The sequence below is a fragment of the Fibrella musci genome, assembly GCF_041321105.1.
GTDB classification, from domain to species: Bacteria; Bacteroidota; Bacteroidia; order Cytophagales; family Spirosomataceae; genus Fibrella; species Fibrella musci.
Genome location: NZ_JBGGWD010000005.1, coordinates 33903 through 49694 on the forward strand (window position 1 = coordinate 33903; position 15792 = coordinate 49694).

Below are 15792 nucleotides of genomic sequence, written 5' to 3' on the forward strand. Positions count from 1 at the left end.
GCCTGTTTACGCGGGATACGAAACGCCTTATTGCACCGACAGCCTGTATTCTACGGGTGTCATCCCGGCTTTGCGTTTGAATAACCGGCTGAAATACTGCGGGTACTCGAAGCCCAGTTGAAAGGCTACTTCATTGATGGTCAGGGACGTACCCAGGATCAATTGCTTGGCCTTGTCGATCAGCGCCTGATGAATGTGTTGCTGCGTATTTTGTCCCGTCTGCGACCGGAGCATATCGCTCAGGTACGCCGGGGATACGTTCAACTGTTCGGCGAAATACTGTACCGTGGGCAGCGGGCGCTCACTATCCAGGGCAAAGTAGCCCGTCAGCAGGGTTTCGAAGCGGGTTAGCAGGTCATGCTCGGCGACGCGACGCGTCAGGAATTGCCGGTGGTAAAACCGGTTGGCGTACGTCAGCAGCACGTCGAGTTGCGCCACCAGCATATCCTGGCTAAAGGCGTCGATCGGCTGGCTGTATTCGGCCCGGATGCCCGCCAACAGATTCTCCAGTAAGTGTTCTTCCTGCGCCGACAGGTGCAGGGCCTCGTTGACCTGATACGAAAAGAAGCTGTAGCCCGCTATTTTCTTGCCCAGCGGGTATTTACGAATCAGATCCGGGTGGAAAATCAGCATCCAGCCACTCACCTCCGACAGATCCAGCGTACTGGCGGCCCAGCAACCCTGACCGGGGGCCAGAAACGTCATCACCCCCTCGTTGAAGTCGTAAGACCGATGGCCATAGAGAATCGTCCCGCCTTTCAGGTTGCGCTTCAATGACATCGTGTAGATCTGCTGCACCACCGGCGTGGGCGGGCAGGGCTTGTTGCGCACCACTTCCATATCGATCAGCGCCAATAGCGGGTGGGCTGGCGCGGGCAGGTCGTAGAAACGGGTGTATTCCGTAACCGTGTTCAGCAGCTGGAACTCGTTGGCGGTGTGTTTCATACCAGTTGTTTTGGCCCTGTTCAGCACCGGGCTTGTTGAGTAACAAACCCGGTGCTGAACAGGCTAACCACTCTATTAATCGTTTTTAAAAAGCTCGGGATAAGCTGCCCCAGCCGCACTACCTACAGGCATGATGGCCTCCAGCTGGCTCAGCTCATCCGGAGTCAGAACCAGGTCGGCGGCAGCCACATTGGCTTCCAGGTACGTTCGGCGTTTGGTGCCGGGAATGGCGACCACGCCCTGCGCCAGCACCCAGGCCAGGGCCAGTTGCGCCGCCGTTACCCCTTTCGCGGTAGCCAACTCATTTAGCTTATCCACCAGCGCCAGGTTTTTGTAAAAATTCTCGCCCTGATAACGCGGAAAGAACCGGCGGGAATCGTTGGGCTCGAAATCATCAGGCGTTTTGAGCTCGCCCGACAAGAAGCCGCGCCCCAGTGGAGAATAACCCACGAAGCCGATGCCCAGTTCACGCGTGGCGGCCAGCACACCATCCTCTTCAACACCCCGGTCGAACAATGAATACTCAGTTTGCAGAGCCGTAATAGGGTGTACGGCATGCCCCCGCCGCAGGATCTCGGGCGATACTTCCGACAGCCCCAGAAACCGCACTTTTCCTTCCTCGACCAACCGGCTCATGGCCCCTACGCTGTCTTCGATGGGTACGTTCGGGTCGAGCCGGTGCAGGTAATATAGGTCGATGTAATCGGTGTTGAGGTTGGTCAGCGACCGCTCGATCGACTTGCGGATGTAGTCCGGGTGGCCGTTCAGTCGATTGGTGTAGGTTTCGTTGTCATCGACCTCGAAGCCAAATTTGGTGGCCAGAATCACGCCGTCGCGTTTACCAGCAATGGCCCTCCCGACCAGACGCTCGTTCAGCATAGGGCCATACAGATCGGCGGTATCAAGCAGGTTTACGCCCAGTTCCAGCGCCCGGTGAATCGTGGCGACGCTTTCAGTTTCGTCGGCGGTACCATATACCGACATGCCGTTGATCCCGGCGGTCATGCCCATGCAGCCCAACCCTTCGATGGGTACAGTCAATCCCTGGCTCCCCAGGGCTACTCGTTTGATAGTGTTCATACGTTGTTGCGGCAACCGATTGGTTATTTCCGCAACAAAGGTCCAGCCCCACGGGCCGCGGCGGCCTATACAAACCGGAGGTTCTACAACACAAAACGAGGCAGCCCATTACAGACTGCCTCGTTTTGGTGTATGCTGGATTGGGCCCTTAACAGGTAGCCAATCGTTATTTACCCGCGATCGTAGTGCCTGGACCTACCACGATGCCCACTGTGTGTAGTAGCCGTAGCTGCTGCGGGCCGCCGAATCGGACATGGCGACGCCGGTACGTACCTGATCGATGGTGCCGCTAAACCGGGCCAGCCCGTTCAGGGGCAGATCATTGGGTACGTTGCCTTTCTGGCGTGGATACTGGGCAATTGAGTCAAACAAGTCCTGAAGGTATGCTTCGTCGTCAATGCCATCTAAGGGGAGGAGTTCGTCGTTCATCGAAGCCATAATCGAGCCTATTTAGTGGTTTGAGGGCACGCTGCTACCTTATAAGCACCATTTCCCTAAAGCTTACTGCCTTCTCATCGAATTGTATTTTTTCCACCAAATTTTGTACCAAAGAAATCGCCCGCGTTCCAGACCGGGCGTTCAGTAGCCTGGGCCGTCAGGTAGCCAATCAGGAATTGTAACTGCACGTGCCGGGCGGCGGCGCTCCAGTCAAACGGCTGGTTCATGTCGTCCTGCGGGGTGTGGTAGGTGGTGGCCCGCCAGTCGAGATTGAGTTTGGTACCGTCGCGTGAATCACCGGTAGTGGAGCCACTCTTGACATAAATGGCCGGAATGCCCTGGCGTACGAAGCTGAAGTGGTCAGACCGCATAAAGACCGACTGCTCGGGAATAGGGTCTTTGGCGATCTGCACGCCCACAAAGCTGGCGGCGGCTTCCACGGCCCCTTTCATGCTCGAATGCTCGGAGCCATAGGGTACGATGTCGAGCAGCGGATGGAAGAAGAACGGCATGTCGAGGCACAGGTTCGCCACGATTTGCTCTTTCGGTACGGTGGGGTTGCTGGCGAAATAATCGGACCCCAGCAGGCCCATTTCCTCGCCCGTTAAGGCCACGAACAGAATCGATCGGCGGGGTTTCTGGGGTAGTGTCGAGAAGAGACGAGCGGCTTCGAGGTTGATGGCCACGCCCGAGGCGTTATCGTGCGCTCCGTTGTTAATGGAGTCGCCCTTAATCGGACGAGTAACGCCGAGGTGGTCGAGGTGAGAGACGTAGACGACGTATTCACCACTCAGTTTCGGGTCGATGCCGGGCAGCAATCCCACGATGTTTTCGCCCACCAGGCCGTCGTTCAGGTCGGTCTGGGTACGTGCCTGCACCGATACGTTGAGCGGAAACGCCTGCGGCTTGCTTTGGTTGGCGGCGGTGCGGGCGTCGGCAAACGAGCGGGGTGCGTTGGCAAACAGCGCCCGGCAGGTCGAGTCGCCCAGAGAAGCCACCACCCGAAGCTGCGGGTAGGTACGTTGCGCGCGGCCCTGCGCGTCGGTCCAGCGGTAAATGGCCTGCCGGTTGCGGGGCGCGTTGGACTCGATTCGGGCGCGCATATCGGTAGGCAGGCTGAAGGTGATGATGCCCACGGCCCCGCGCGCCGCGGCGACTTCCTGCTTGGCCGACCCAGAGTAGGCCCGCTGATTAGACGGGAACGAAGCCGGCGCGCCGTTGAAGCAGGCCACGATCTTTCCTTTTACGTCGATGTTGGCGTAGTCGTCGTAGCCCAGTTCGGGCGCCGACACGCCAAAGCCAACAAATACGACCTCGGCCGACACTTCGCTCGTGGCTTCGCCAAAGTTGGGGCTCAACACAAAGTTACGGCCGTAGGTCAGTGGGTACGTTAGTCCGTTTTGGGTCAGCACCATCGAGCTTCCCTCCTCCCGCACCTGCGCTTTCCGCAACGGCACGGCCTGCCGGTACGTACCCCGCTGACCGGCGGGCTTGAAGCCCAGCGTCTGAAACTGCTTTTCGACGTATTGTGCCGCCAATTCAAAGCCGGGCGTACCGGGTTTGCGGCCTGCCAGTTTGTCGTCGGCGAGGTAGCGCATGTGGGCTTCCACGGCTTCGGGTTTGACCCGTTTGGCCGCCTGTTGGGCCTCAGCGGGGATGGTACTAGTGGTGACCTGCGCAGAAACGGACTGAATTAGTCCGGCGCAGAGGAAGAAAAAAACGCGCGAGTTGAGTATCATTCGGGGCGTATTAATTGACTGGATGTGCCGGATTGAGGGGCCAGCTTAACTATCGACAAGATACGGCATCCGGCTGAGGAAAACGCCCTATTCGGTCAGTTGTCGGTAGCTGGCGAGACCACTGGCTCAGGATTAGGCCCATAGGCGGCTAACCCGGCTTGCAGCCGTTTCTGGATGCTATGGCGCAGCCGGGCGGGCTCGAGCACCTGCATGCCATCGCCAAAGCCCAGGATTTCTTTTTCCAGTTCGAAGTTGTGCTGCACTAGCAGTTCGATCAGGATACCGGCTTCGGTTCGCTCCAGCACCCGTTGCGAATGGTGCAGGGGTTTGGTTTCGACGTAGGGCGCGTGGCGGGCGATCACGAAGAGCTTCACGCGAACGGGCCGCAGATTTTCGCTCACCGTGACGCCGATGACGTGCCGGTAATAATGGTCGGGGTCGATGTGCTCGTTGGGTACGTAGTCGGCGGAAGTATCTACGCTGAGCGACAGCATCCGGTCGAGGGCCAGGTTGTTGAGCATCCCTTTGCCGTTGCGCAGACCAACGGCAAACCAGCGGTTTTTAAACTCCTTGAGCCACCAGACGTGAAAGGTAAACGTCTGCGGAGCGCGGGCCGAAAACGACTGATACTCGATTCGGAGCGCCCGTTTCTGAATTACCGCCTGGTAGAGTTCGTCGAGCAGGTGAAGGCCCCGCAGGTTATCGTTCTTCTCGAAGTCGATCACCCGCGCCGACTTCTGAGCAGTGGCATAGACGTGATCTTCCAGCTTCTGCACCACCTCGTTGAGTGCCGAAAAATGCGAGAAGCCCCGAAATTGTTTCAGCACCTCTACGGCTTCATTCATCCGCGACAGATCGCCATCCGACAGTGGAATGTTAGTGATGCTGTAGGTGGGATCGTCGTAGGTGTAGTACTTTTTGTCGATCACCACGATGGGCGCAAAATAACCCAGTTTGTCGCTGCGCATCAGTTGCAGATCGGCCTGCACAGTGCGGCGGCTGATGCCTTTGTCGATGCCTTCATACTCGTACAGGGCTTCGGAGACACGCTCGATCAGGTCGTCGAGCGTCCATTTGCGTTGCCGGTTGCGCAGGCAGACGTCCAGCGTTTTATAGCGAATAAGGGCGTTTCGGTTGGTAGGCATAATGGCACGCGGATGACATGGATTTTAAGGATGATCGCGGATTTTATGCTTATGATAGCCAATCCTTTTCATCCAGACGCGCACTCTTAAGTCGTAAGCTGCGGTCCCATCCATCATTCAATTTTTGTAAAAATTTTTCATCTGCGCAAAAAGACTGCGCAGATGGCCTAAACCTTTGTCGTAGTGAAAGCGCCGATGGCCAGCCCGGACGAGGGTTTCTGCAGGGCCCCGTAGTATCGCAGCCGCTGGCTGATCCCGATATGCTGCTGGTAGCAGGTGGCTGCACTATTAGATCTGTGGGTTGGGGGTTCAAGTCCTCCCTCTGTTTCGGCAGGGTAGCTCAATGGTAGAGCAACAGCAAAATGCAGGTTCGAATCCTGCTATCAACCTGTAAAGTTGATCCATGGATGGGAAGTCGACCGCTTCTAAAAATGGTCACTCGATAATTGGATCGGTCAGCCACGATCCGGTGGCGGTTGGGTTCGCCCGACCACCACAGCTTAGTCAGCGCCAGCGGGCCGGTAACGCGGCTGGGGCGGGCTTGGCGGCGGTAACCGGGTTGTTGGCTGGGTACGTTGGTTCGTCAGACAGCGTTGCGTCTGATGGGGCCGGCCTCCTCGCCAACACAGGTTCCCAATGCCTCGCACCAAAGCAGTCGCCGCGTCGGCTTCCGCGTGGGCTAGGCGGGTCGCTGGCTGATCGGTTTTTTAATGAATTACCTTAAACACCATTTGCAATGAAAACGGTACGCATCCTGGCTCATCAGATTGGGCTTGTATTTAAACATGGCGGCTACAAAAAAAAGCTGTCGGCGGGCAACCACTGGGTTTGGTCCAACGAAACCGTCTATGTCTACAATCAGGGAGAGCCGTTCCAGAACCCACCCTGCGAGCTGGCCCTGTTGCTGGCTCACCCGGAGGTCGCCGCGGCCCTTGATGTAATAGACGTCAACGACAACGAAATCGCGCTGCAATACGAGCGGATCGCCGGGTCGTCGACGGGTCTGTTTCAGACCATTCTGCGCAAAGGCCGCTGGGCTTACTGGAAGGGCGTGAAACAATACACCTACATCCGGGCCGATCTGAGCCAGTTGACCATTCCGGCCGAGGTTGACCTGGCCTCGCTGATGCCGCAGCCGCTGTCGGCCTACGTGCGGACGTATTCCGTGGAAGCCCACGAGCAGGGCGTGCTGTTTGTCGACTGGCAATTTGATCGGGTGTTGACGCCAGGTACGTATCACTGGTGGAAAAACACCACGCCCATCCACGTCCTGAAAGTCGACATGCGGCAGCAGCAACTGGAGGTGTCGGGTCAGGAGATGCTGACCAAAGACAAAGCCTCGCTGCGGTTGAGCTTCTTCGTGCCCTATCAGGTACGTGACGTGCTGAAGGCGTTGGTCGACAACAAAGACTACGACAAGCAGTTATATGTTGCCGTGCAGCTGGCCCTGCGTGAATACATCGGTGGCCTGACGCTCGACGAGTTGCTGGACCGCAAAAACGACCTGGCGCCGTTTGTGCTGGCCGCCACCGCCGCTAAAGCTGCCGCGCTGGGTATCGAGTTGCGGGGCGGTGGGGTGCGCGACATCATTTTGCCGGGCGACATGCGCGACATCATGAATCAGGTGCTGATGGCCGAGAAAAAAGCGCAGGCCAACAGCATCATGCGCCGCGAAGAAACCGCTTCGACCCGTAGCTTGCTGAACACCGCCAAGCTGATGGAAGACAACGAGATGCTGTGGAAGCTGAAAGAGATGGAGTACGTAGAAAAAATCGCCGACAAGATCAATTCTATTTCCGTGTCCAACGGCGGCCCGATCGTCGATCAGTTGAAGCAATTGTTTGTGAAGTAAGTTACCCCCCGCCCTAAAGGGAGCCCGCTGGCGCACGAATACGCCTACGGCGGAGCTACTAAAGCGCCAGCAGGCACCCTTTAGGTGGTCCGGCATTCCGGCGGGGGGTAACCGCACCAAAAAACAAAACCATCCCATGGAAACCTCCTTTTCTCTTGACGAATTACTGGCGCTGGGGCCGATTCCCGAGGCGCTGCAACCGGCGTTTCTGCGCGTAGCCAACGGGCTGACGCAACGGGCCGAATACCCTAAAGCGTACGTACTGGGTTTGCTGGCGCAGTTGCTCCAGAATCCGAAGAAGTTTGCCTATTCGAAAAACAAAGTCACGAACCTGGCCCGGTCGGTGTATGAACTGAGTCAGCAGGGTGTTAGCATTCCGCTGAGCGAAACCGGGGCAACGTACCTGCCCGCCGAGCCCGCGCCATACGTACTAAACACCGATCAGAAACAGACCGAAACCGCCTTCGATCTGCGTGAGGGACCACTCCCCTACGCGGTCTTCGGGCGCGATTTCATCGAAGAAGGCGCGCTGAAACAGATGCACACGGCTGCGAGCCTGCCGGTGTCGGTGGCGGGCGCGCTCATGCCCGACGCCCATCAGGGTTACGGACTGCCCATCGGCGGCGTATTGGCGACCGAGGCGAATACCGTGATTCCGTTTGCGGTGGGAGTCGACATTGCCTGCCGGATGTGCCTGTCGATCTTCGACCTGACGCCCGATTTTCTGAAGCGAGAACCGCATTTGCTGAAAAAATCGCTGGTGGAGCAAACCAAGTTTGGCATCGGGGGCGAAACCCGCGAAAAGCTCGATGAAAGCGTGATGGATTTGCCTGAATGGCGCGCCACGAAGGTGATCCGGGACCTGAAAGACAAAGCCTACCGGCAGTTGGGTAGCTCGGGAACGGGCAACCATTTTGTGGAGTGGGGCATTGTGGAGGTGTATGCCGACGAAGGCGCGGAGACCAGACTGAACCTGACACCGGGCGAGTACCTGGCCCTGCTGTCGCACTCGGGGTCGCGGGGTTTTGGCGGCAATGTGGCTAATTACTACTCGAAACTGGCCATGCAGAAGACGAAGCTGCCCAAAGAAGCGGCGCACCTGGCCTGGCTCGACCTGAACACCGAGGAAGGGCAGGAATACTGGATTGCGATGAACCTGGCGGGTGAATACGCTTCGGCCAATCACCACGAAATCCACCGGAAACTGGCCAAAGCCCTGCGTCAGAAACCACTGGTGATGGTCGAGAACCACCACAATTTTGCCTGGAAAGAGCAACTGGCCGATGGCCGTGAGGTGATCGTCCATCGCAAGGGTGCAACGCCCGCTGGTCCCGATGTGTTGGGGATCATTCCCGGCTCAATGACCCAACCGGGCTTTGTCGTGCGCGGACGCGGCAACGCCGAATCGATCAATTCGGCGTCGCACGGGGCCGGACGGCTGATGTCACGTACCCAGGCGTTCAACAGCATCACCCGGTCGCAGTGGAACAAAGCGCTCGCCGACGCCGACGTGCAGTTGGTGGGTGGCGACCTCGACGAAGCGCCGATGGTGTACAAAGACATCGATACTGTCATTAACGCTCAACGTGATCTGGTATCGGTACTGGCGAAGTTTACGCCCAAAATCGTTCGGATGGCCGACGCCAACCGGAAAGAAGGGCGCGAAGATTGAGGTCAGGAACCCGCTACTTGTCAATCAGCCCCCATTGATCGTCAGTGGGGGCTGATTTTTTAACGGCCAGATCAGCCTACGAAATGGTTTTTAGTAAAACACCCAATAAAGCAGCACCGGCAATTAAATAAGGCTCGGGTAACTTGTTGAACCGCCACAAAAGCACGCCCGCCAGCAGGGCCAGGCATAGTGCAGGCCAGTCGGTCAGCTGCCGTCGACCCAGTACAACAACTGCCCCGGCAATGGCACCGACCGCACCAATGGTGATGCCATCGACGAAGGCCCGGATGCCGGGTCGTTGACCGTAGCGTTTGAAGTAAGGGGCGGGCAGAATCGTGAGCAGGTAGCAGGGCAAAAACGTGGCTAGGGCCGCTACGCAGGCACCAGCCCAGCCCGCCACCAGATACCCAATGAAAGCTACCGTGATGACCACCGGCCCCGGCGTGATCATGGCAACGGCCACCGCATCCAGAAACTGCTGCTCGTTGAGCCAGCCGTATTCCTTCACGACGCCCCCGTACAGAAACGGAACAATGGCCAGACCGCTACCAAAAACAAACGCGCCCGCTTTCCCGAAAAACAGGGCCAGTTTCCAGTAAATCGACCCCGGTGTCGCCAGCCCCCACAACTCTATAGTGGGCGACAACGTACCCAGACGGCTCAACTGTCGAAAATCGGGGGGCGATTTAACCAGCCAGTAGAGCACGCCCGCGCCCACGATAAGTCCGATCAGTTCCGTTTCCAGAACTGCCGTCGTTACCGCCGAAACCCCGAAAATCACCCAGCCTAGCCAATCGGCCGGGCGAACGGTTTTGAGGGTAAGCTTATACGTACCCATCGCAATAATGGCGATAACAGCCGCCCCGATGCCGTAAAAAATGGCCTGAATCCAGGCTAATCCGCCAAAGCGCACGTAGGCCCAGCCAATCGCCAGCACCATCAGAAAAGAGGGAATCACGAAGGCCACGCCAACGGCCGTTGCGCCAAGTATGCCGTAGTGTACGTAGCCCAGATAAATGGCCAGTTGAGCCGCCAGCGGGCCGGGTGCCAACTGCGCCAGCGCTACACCTTCACGGTAGTCGGCTTCGCTGATCCACTGGCGGGCTACCACCAGATCGCGGTGCATGTAGCCGATCAGGGCGGGTGGTCCACCAAAACCAACGGTTCCTAGTTTCAGGAAGTAAACCACCAGGTCACGGAGCGAATAGGTAGCGGTTGTATGCATGGCTCAGAAAGAAACGCCGAACTGAAAACCGAGCGTGGCGCTGGTGGGGCGGTCGTTGCCAAAGCGAACGGGTAGTGGTATGGCCAGAAAATAATTCATCGGGCCGGGCCGACGGAAGGTTTTGTTCAATACCGGCGTAACCCCGTAGCGCCCACCGGTTTCAAACGCCAACCGATTAGCGAGCGTAAACCCTTTACCCAGGCCTACCAGCACACCCGGATGAAACAGCACATTGTTGACCCGGCTAATCCCCGCTTCGGATCGGATAAACGGCACGATTTCCAGCGAATAACCGATGTTGGCCGTTTTCCAGATGTTGACTCCGACGGGAAAACCAACCTGGTAAAAGCTTTTAAAATTGACCACCGGCGCATCCTGACTGAACGTCACGATCGGGTGAAGAATACCCTGATACAGCACCGTGCGGGGATAGTCATGGACGGGAGGTACCTGCTGGGCGTGCATCGCCAACGGGATCAGGGTTAACAACAGGCTGATAGTTAGCAGCCCGACAGGCCGAAAAAACAAAGCCTGACAATAAGTTGAGTAGCCGTAAAGCATGCGCGTAAACATAGCGTTGACTGGGCTCGGCATACCAGAACCGAACCCGGTTACAAGGCTATGAACGCTTCGTTGGCTGGCATAGCACAGAATTGCCCTTTGGCCTATTCTTTACCTTTTTGGACCTGTTTTCGATAAGCCGACGGACTTATGCCGACCATTTTTTTGAACACGCGCGTGAAATGACTCTGATCGGAAAAGCCCGTCAGGTACGCAATGTCGGAAGTTAGGTCGCTGTTTTGTCTTTGAGTACGTACACCGTTGCCCTTCCTTCACCCATCCGTTCCAGCATGCCCTGCTGCACCATGTATTGCAGGTCCTTTTTGAGCGTGTTCACCGACAAATCAGGCAGCAGCGCAGACAGATCGCTAACCTTGACAGGTCGATTCGCCTGGAACGACGCAACGACTCGCTGCTGTCGGGCATTGAGATAACCACCTTTATCTTTATACAGCGCATACTTATTGTTTAACCGATCAGTTAACGTTTTCAAACAGTCGAGAAAGAAGATGATCCAATCGCCAATGAGCTCACGATCTGTTCCCCGATGTTGCTGACCCGCCATCAATGCCCGGTAATAATCGGCTTTCCGCTGCTCGATAATATTTTCAAACGACACATACTGGGCGAAGTCGTAGCCCATTTTCAACAACAGCAAGGTTGTCAATAATCGCGACAACCGGCCGTTACCGTCCTGAAACGGGTGAATAGAGAGAAACTCATAGACAAAAAGCCCGATAACCAGAAGCGGGTGAATTTGCTTGTTGCTTAAGGCCGCAGCCACCCACCGGAGCATGTCAAACATCTCCGCTTCGATCAGGTGCGGCGCCGTCGTGTTAAATATGACCCGTTGTGTACCGTCCGGGTAGTTAGCCACAACCTGGTTCGAAAGGGCTTTGTAACTGCCCCGGTGCCGTTGGTCTTTATCGCTATAGCGAAGCAGGACACCGTGCAGCTGCTTTACGTAAGACTCGGTTAATTCGATTGCTTTGGCATGGTCCAGAATCAGATCCAAGGCTTCATAATAGCCAAATACCTCTTGTTCATCGCGGGTTTTAAACTCGGTGACCTTTACACTCCGTACCAGTTTTTCAACCTCCTCATTGGTTAAGATAGCCCCTTCAATGCGGGTGGATGACCCAATACTTTCGATAGTAGCGACTCGCCTTAACTCGCGCAGATAACGGTTATTTTTTTGCTCGATAGCTTCCCATTTCCCCCGAAACGCGTCAATCAGGCCAATACGACGTATTATTTCCTGTGTTGCCGCAAAATCGAACTGGAGCTTGTGCTCAAATATCATATCCGTATTGTATCCGTATTGTATCCGCAAATGTATGATATACCTTGCTAGAAGATAAGCCTGTTGATTACCCGTTGGCCTATTCTTTACCTTTTTGAACCTGTTTTCGATAAGCCGACGGGCTTATGCCGACCACTTTTTTGAACACCCGCGTGAAATGACTCTGATCGAAAAAACCCGTCAGGTACGCAATGTCGAGGAGCGAATGATCGGGCTCGCTGAGCAGTTGGATGGCTTTGTCGATGCGCAGTTTCCGGATGTATTCGCCAAAGGTCAGGTTGTCGAAGTGGGTGGCAAATTCCCGCGACAGGTAGGTCGGGTTTAGTTGCACCGCTTCGGAAAGGGCTTTAAGGCTGATGCCCGCCGGACCGCCGATCCGGTTAGTGTCGATATGGTCCTGAATCAGGGTTTCGAGTTCGCGAATCCAGCCGGGCGTTCGTTTCCGGGCTTTCTTCTGCGACGCCAGGTACGTTGCCATCACCTGAATCAGGCGATTTTCGGTGGGGTTCTGCGTGTGCTTCTCGTGTTGCAGGTACGTTGCCCAGCTGTAGAGCGCATCGTAGAGGACCATGCCCTGCGCCAGCAATTCCTCGTCATTTTGCAGGTTATAGGCCAGCCCGGCCGAGATGGCCCACAGCCCGGCGGCCTGCTCGGCCAGGGCGTGATTATCGGTGTCGGCTCCGCGCACAATGGGTGCTATCGTGTGCAGAGCCGGATCACGCATGTCGTATTTTTTCAGGAAACAATCGAAGGTACAGTCGGTGCCGTAATGCGAAAACTCAACGCCAGGTACGTCGAAGGGCGTTGCGCCCAGGGCCTCAGCTTGGGTCAGCACATCGTCGGCAGGTACAAACACGATCTGGGCGTCGGGGTCGATAAAGCGGCGTATGAGCCAGGGGCAGGCGATGCGGTCAATCTTCGGGCGTTCGCGGGTGATCCAGATCATCACTTACGGAGGAAAGATGCAGTTTACTGCGTTTTTTGCCGTACGCAAAATAGATCGCCAGCCCAATGGCCAGCCAGATGACGAGCCGCAACCAGGTGTCGCCGGGTAGGGAGACCATCATCACGAGGCAGGTCAGAATACCCAGAATCGGCACCACGGGTACCCACGGGGTACGAAAAGCGCGGGGAGCGTCGGGCTGTTTTTTGCGCAGAATCAGAATGCCGATGCAGACCATCACGAAGGCTAGCAACGTGCCGATGCTCGTCATTTCGCCCACTACGCGAATGGGTACAAAACCGGCAAACAGGCCAATGAATACGCACAGCAGCACGTTGGCTTTCCAAGGCGTACGGAAACGGGGGTGCACCTCCGAAAACGCCTTAGGCAACAGTCCATCGCGGCTCATCGAGAAAAACACCCGCGACTGCCCCAGCAGATCGACCAGGATGACAGACGTATAGCCGATCAGAATGGCGCCGATGATGAGTTGTCCCAGCCAGCGGTAGGGCGTTTTTTCGATGGCAATGGCCACCGGTGCCGCGCTGTTTTTAAACTCGGTATAGTTGGCCATACCGGTCATGACGTAGCCGAACAGCACGAACAGAATGGTGCAGACTACCAGCGAGCCAATAATGCCAATAGGCATGTCGCGCTGCGGATTTTTGGCTTCCTGTGCCATCGTGGCCACAATGTCGAAGCCGATAAAGACGAAGAACACGACGCCCGCGCCCCGCAAAACCCCGCTCCAGCCGTATTCGCCGAACGTACCCGTGTTGGTCGGAATGTAGGGCTGATAATTGGCCGGGTCGATATACTGCCAGCCGAGGGCGATGAATACGAGTACGACCAGCACTTTCAGCGTGACCACAATGGCGTTGAAGATAGCCGAACCCGACGTGCCACGAATGATGATACTGGTGATGAGTACTACGATCAACACCGCAGGTACGTTCATAAAACCCGTTACGACCGACCCGTCGGCACCAGTGGCGGTTTCAAACGGCGACAGCATAATTTGAGGCGGAATGTGCAGGCCGTAGTTCCCCAGAAATCGGTTGAGGTATTGCGACCAGCTGATGGCCACCGTAGCCGCCCCGACGGAGTATTCGAGCACCAGGTCCCAGCCGATGATCCAGGCGAAGAGTTCGCCCAGCGTGGCATACGCATACGTGTAGGCACTCCCTGAAATGGGTACCATTGCGGCAAACTCAGCGTAGCATAGGGCACTGAACGCACAACCCACAGCGGCCACCACGAAGGAAAGCGTTACAGCTGGCCCGGCATGGTTGGCGGCGGCGATACCCGTGAGGGAAAATAGGCCCGCGCCAATGATGACGCCAATGCCAATGGCTACTAAGTTGAACGCGCCCAGCGATCGTTTAAGGGTCGATGAGTCACTAGCCGCGGCTTCCTGCCGCAGTCGTTCAAGCGATTTAATGCGCATAGGTACGTTGAGAAATAGCTATTAACGGGTCAGCAAACCTGCGTCGAGCACGAATTGGGAACCGGTGATGTAGCGTGCCCCGTCGGAGACCAGGTATAGCACCATCGCCGACACGTCTTCTGGTTCAACCCAGGGAACCGGCAATAAATTTCCCGCCGACCGCTCGGCAATTTCCTGCGTGGTGGTGCCTTCCAGCGCCGCCAGTCCGTCGTTCATGGGCGTATTGACGCCCGTGGGGTGGATGGAATTGACGCGTATGTTGTAGGGTGCCAGCTCGATAGCCCATGATTTGGTGAGGCCAACGAGCCCCCATTTCGAGGCGGCGTAATGGCTCAGGCGATTCATACCCCGCAGACCGGCGATGCTCGAATTGTTGAGAATAACCCCCGATTTCTGTTCCATCATCACCGGAATAACGCGCCGCGCCACCAGCCAGGCCCCCTTCAGGTTGATGTCGAGCATGGCATCCCAGGCGTCTTCGGTGAGTTCGTGCGCCAGTCCGTAGGCACAGATACCCGCGTTGTTGAAGAGAATATCGATCCGCCCGAATTCAGCCATCGCCTGCTCCACCGCGCGGGTCACGTCGGCGTCGTTCCGCACATCGCCCGTCACGGGCAAACAACCCGCCCCTAAGGCTTCCACATCCACTTTCAACTGCGTCAGTTCGTCGGCTGAGCCGAAGGTGTAGGCTGGGTACGTCAGGTTTTGGGCGACGTCGAAGGCGACGATATTGATGCCTTCGTTGGCTAACGCCAGCGCTACGGCCCGGCCCTGTCCGTGGGCGGCACCTGTGATGAAGGCGACTTTAGGGGTGGTCCGGTTTTCAGACGAGTCAGGCATGATGGGAAGATTGGGTTAAGGGCAAATAAGGATAGAGGTACTCATCAATGCTGACATGCAGCACGTTATTCATCAGGTTCGTGGCGATCATCTGCCCGGCGAAGGCAACAAGGGTAACGATTTCCGGTGCCAAAAACCGCTGCCGGATGGGATCGTAGACCTCGTCAGGTACGTCACCCCGGTTTTGGGCAATGGCGGCGCCGAAGTCAAGCAGGTGTTGCTCGTCGTCGGTCAGGTGCAGGTCTTCGGGCCGCTCACCGTTTTGAATGATGATCTTGCGGAAAAACGTGGTGCAAAGCGGGCAGTTACTCGCTTCTGAAATTGCGTGCGCAAACAGATACGCCGACCGCTCGCCCATGATGCCGATAACCGCGTGATACAACGGATACCATTGCATATACACGTCGAACGCCAGCGGCGAATGGCTCAGCGTGGCTTTCATGTTGGTAATCCGCGAGCCGGGGTAATCGTCAATGTGCCTAGCCCAGGCGGCTTTGAGCGCATCGGAAGCGGCAGATTCGGGTAGCGGGTCAATGCGGGGTGTCATAGCGTTCTGTCCGTTTTTAGGATAACGAGTAATGGCAAGTTACGACCGAAGCCTC

The 15792-nt window shown here is 56.8% G+C and carries 16 protein-coding genes and 1 tRNA gene; 4 read left to right on the top strand and 13 right to left on the bottom strand.

The annotated features are described in order from the left end of the window. Positions 1 to 27: 27 nt before the first annotated feature. From ACAW74_RS16490 to ACAW74_RS16510, 5 genes are all read right to left on the bottom strand, one after another. On the bottom strand, positions 28 to 945 hold the full coding sequence (locus ACAW74_RS16490; RefSeq protein WP_370699315.1) for a helix-turn-helix domain-containing protein: 918 nt from the start codon (positions 943 to 945) through the stop codon (positions 28 to 30). A gap of 75 nt (positions 946 to 1020) precedes the next feature. Continuing rightward, complete coding sequence (locus tag ACAW74_RS16495; protein ID WP_370699316.1) at positions 1021 to 2025, bottom strand: aldo/keto reductase; 1005 nt, start codon at positions 2023 to 2025, stop codon at positions 1021 to 1023. Positions 2026 to 2220: 195 nt separating this feature from the next. Then, positions 2221 to 2463, bottom strand: coding sequence for a hypothetical protein (locus ACAW74_RS16500; protein ID WP_370699317.1), 243 nt, complete (start codon positions 2461 to 2463; stop codon positions 2221 to 2223). A 74-nt stretch (positions 2464 to 2537) separates the two neighbouring features. Then, positions 2538 to 4202 carry a M28 family metallopeptidase gene (locus ACAW74_RS16505; RefSeq protein ID WP_370699318.1) on the bottom strand — a complete coding sequence of 555 codons (1665 nt, stop codon included), beginning with the start codon at positions 4200 to 4202 and terminating at the stop codon, positions 2538 to 2540. A 95-nt stretch (positions 4203 to 4297) separates the two neighbouring features. Then, on the bottom strand, positions 4298 to 5347 hold the full coding sequence (locus ACAW74_RS16510; protein WP_370699319.1) for a helix-turn-helix transcriptional regulator: 1050 nt from the start codon (positions 5345 to 5347) through the stop codon (positions 4298 to 4300). Positions 5348 to 5677: 330 nt separating this feature from the next. On the opposite strand from ACAW74_RS16510, the gene ACAW74_RS16515 reads away from it, so the two are divergent. The 4 genes from ACAW74_RS16515 to ACAW74_RS16530 all read left to right on the top strand — a co-directional run bounded on the left by ACAW74_RS16515 (position 5678) and on the right by ACAW74_RS16530 (position 8871). Then, positions 5678 to 5740: transfer RNA gene (locus ACAW74_RS16515), tRNA-Ser, on the top strand. A gap of 10 nt (positions 5741 to 5750) precedes the next feature. Continuing rightward, positions 5751 to 6071 (top strand): hypothetical protein, encoded by a 321-nt coding sequence (locus ACAW74_RS16520; protein ID WP_370699320.1) that lies wholly within the window; start codon positions 5751 to 5753, stop codon positions 6069 to 6071. Positions 6072 to 6083: 12 nt separating this feature from the next. After that, the gene (locus tag ACAW74_RS16525; protein WP_370699321.1) at positions 6084 to 7199 is read left to right on the top strand and encodes a slipin family protein; all 1116 of its coding nucleotides are present in this window, start codon (positions 6084 to 6086) and stop codon (positions 7197 to 7199) included. A 136-nt stretch (positions 7200 to 7335) separates the two neighbouring features. Next, positions 7336 to 8871: an RtcB family protein gene (locus ACAW74_RS16530; RefSeq protein ID WP_370699322.1), complete on the top strand. Its 1536-nt coding sequence runs from the start codon at positions 7336 to 7338 to the stop codon at positions 8869 to 8871. Between the two features lie 76 nt (positions 8872 to 8947). On the opposite strand, the gene ACAW74_RS16535 is transcribed toward ACAW74_RS16530, so the two are convergent. The 8 genes from ACAW74_RS16535 to ACAW74_RS16570 all read right to left on the bottom strand — a co-directional run bounded on the left by ACAW74_RS16535 (position 8948) and on the right by ACAW74_RS16570 (position 15737). Next, positions 8948 to 10096, bottom strand: a complete 1149-nt coding sequence (locus tag ACAW74_RS16535) for a chromate transporter (protein WP_370699323.1) — start codon at positions 10094 to 10096, stop codon at positions 8948 to 8950. A gap of 3 nt (positions 10097 to 10099) precedes the next feature. Next, on the bottom strand, positions 10100 to 10669 hold the full coding sequence (locus ACAW74_RS16540; protein ID WP_370699324.1) for a hypothetical protein: 570 nt from the start codon (positions 10667 to 10669) through the stop codon (positions 10100 to 10102). A gap of 92 nt (positions 10670 to 10761) precedes the next feature. After that, entirely contained in the window at positions 10762 to 10875 is a 114-nt protein-coding gene (locus ACAW74_RS16545; RefSeq protein WP_370699897.1) for a helix-turn-helix domain-containing protein, read from the bottom strand. An 8-nt stretch (positions 10876 to 10883) separates the two neighbouring features. Continuing rightward, the gene (locus tag ACAW74_RS16550; protein ID WP_370699325.1) at positions 10884 to 11960 is read right to left on the bottom strand and encodes a Fic family protein; all 1077 of its coding nucleotides are present in this window, start codon (positions 11958 to 11960) and stop codon (positions 10884 to 10886) included. A gap of 79 nt (positions 11961 to 12039) precedes the next feature. Beyond that, entirely contained in the window at positions 12040 to 12906 is an 867-nt protein-coding gene (locus ACAW74_RS16555) for a chromate resistance protein ChrB domain-containing protein (RefSeq protein ID WP_370699326.1), read from the bottom strand. Beyond that, positions 12872 to 14350: an amino acid permease gene (locus tag ACAW74_RS16560; RefSeq protein WP_370699327.1), complete on the bottom strand. Its 1479-nt coding sequence runs from the start codon at positions 14348 to 14350 to the stop codon at positions 12872 to 12874. The genes ACAW74_RS16555 and ACAW74_RS16560 overlap by 35 nt, the downstream gene beginning before the upstream one ends. 21 nt (positions 14351 to 14371) lie before the next feature. Next, positions 14372 to 15190 carry a mycofactocin-coupled SDR family oxidoreductase gene (locus ACAW74_RS16565; RefSeq protein WP_370699328.1) on the bottom strand — a complete coding sequence of 273 codons (819 nt, stop codon included), beginning with the start codon at positions 15188 to 15190 and terminating at the stop codon, positions 14372 to 14374. Next, positions 15183 to 15737: a carboxymuconolactone decarboxylase family protein gene (locus ACAW74_RS16570; RefSeq protein WP_370699329.1), complete on the bottom strand. Its 555-nt coding sequence runs from the start codon at positions 15735 to 15737 to the stop codon at positions 15183 to 15185. The genes ACAW74_RS16565 and ACAW74_RS16570 overlap by 8 nt, the downstream gene beginning before the upstream one ends. Positions 15738 to 15792 lie beyond the last annotated feature (55 nt).

What these genes read in the sequence shown, in the direction of transcription:
- ACAW74_RS16490 (WP_370699315.1), bottom strand. Translation starts at nt 945, where the DNA reads ATGAAACACACCGCCAACGAGTTCCAGCTGCTGAACACGGTTACGGAA.
- ACAW74_RS16495 (WP_370699316.1), bottom strand. Translation starts at nt 2,025, where the DNA reads ATGAACACTATCAAACGAGTAGCCCTGGGGAGCCAGGGATTGACTGTA.
- ACAW74_RS16500 (WP_370699317.1), bottom strand. Translation starts at nt 2,463, where the DNA reads ATGGCTTCGATGAACGACGAACTCCTCCCCTTAGATGGCATTGACGAC.
- ACAW74_RS16505 (WP_370699318.1), bottom strand. Translation starts at nt 4,202, where the DNA reads ATGATACTCAACTCGCGCGTTTTTTTCTTCCTCTGCGCCGGACTAATT.
- ACAW74_RS16510 (WP_370699319.1), bottom strand. Translation starts at nt 5,347, where the DNA reads ATGCCTACCAACCGAAACGCCCTTATTCGCTATAAAACGCTGGACGTC.
- ACAW74_RS16520 (WP_370699320.1), top strand. Translation starts at nt 5,751, where the DNA reads ATGGATGGGAAGTCGACCGCTTCTAAAAATGGTCACTCGATAATTGGA.
- ACAW74_RS16525 (WP_370699321.1), top strand. Translation starts at nt 6,084, where the DNA reads ATGAAAACGGTACGCATCCTGGCTCATCAGATTGGGCTTGTATTTAAA.
- ACAW74_RS16530 (WP_370699322.1), top strand. Translation starts at nt 7,336, where the DNA reads ATGGAAACCTCCTTTTCTCTTGACGAATTACTGGCGCTGGGGCCGATT.
- ACAW74_RS16535 (WP_370699323.1), bottom strand. Translation starts at nt 10,096, where the DNA reads ATGCATACAACCGCTACCTATTCGCTCCGTGACCTGGTGGTTTACTTC.
- ACAW74_RS16540 (WP_370699324.1), bottom strand. Translation starts at nt 10,669, where the DNA reads ATGTTTACGCGCATGCTTTACGGCTACTCAACTTATTGTCAGGCTTTG.
- ACAW74_RS16550 (WP_370699325.1), bottom strand. Translation starts at nt 11,960, where the DNA reads ATGATATTTGAGCACAAGCTCCAGTTCGATTTTGCGGCAACACAGGAA.
- ACAW74_RS16555 (WP_370699326.1), bottom strand. Translation starts at nt 12,906, where the DNA reads ATGATCTGGATCACCCGCGAACGCCCGAAGATTGACCGCATCGCCTGC.
- ACAW74_RS16560 (WP_370699327.1), bottom strand. Translation starts at nt 14,350, where the DNA reads ATGCGCATTAAATCGCTTGAACGACTGCGGCAGGAAGCCGCGGCTAGT.
- ACAW74_RS16565 (WP_370699328.1), bottom strand. Translation starts at nt 15,190, where the DNA reads ATGCCTGACTCGTCTGAAAACCGGACCACCCCTAAAGTCGCCTTCATC.
- ACAW74_RS16570 (WP_370699329.1), bottom strand. Translation starts at nt 15,737, where the DNA reads ATGACACCCCGCATTGACCCGCTACCCGAATCTGCCGCTTCCGATGCG.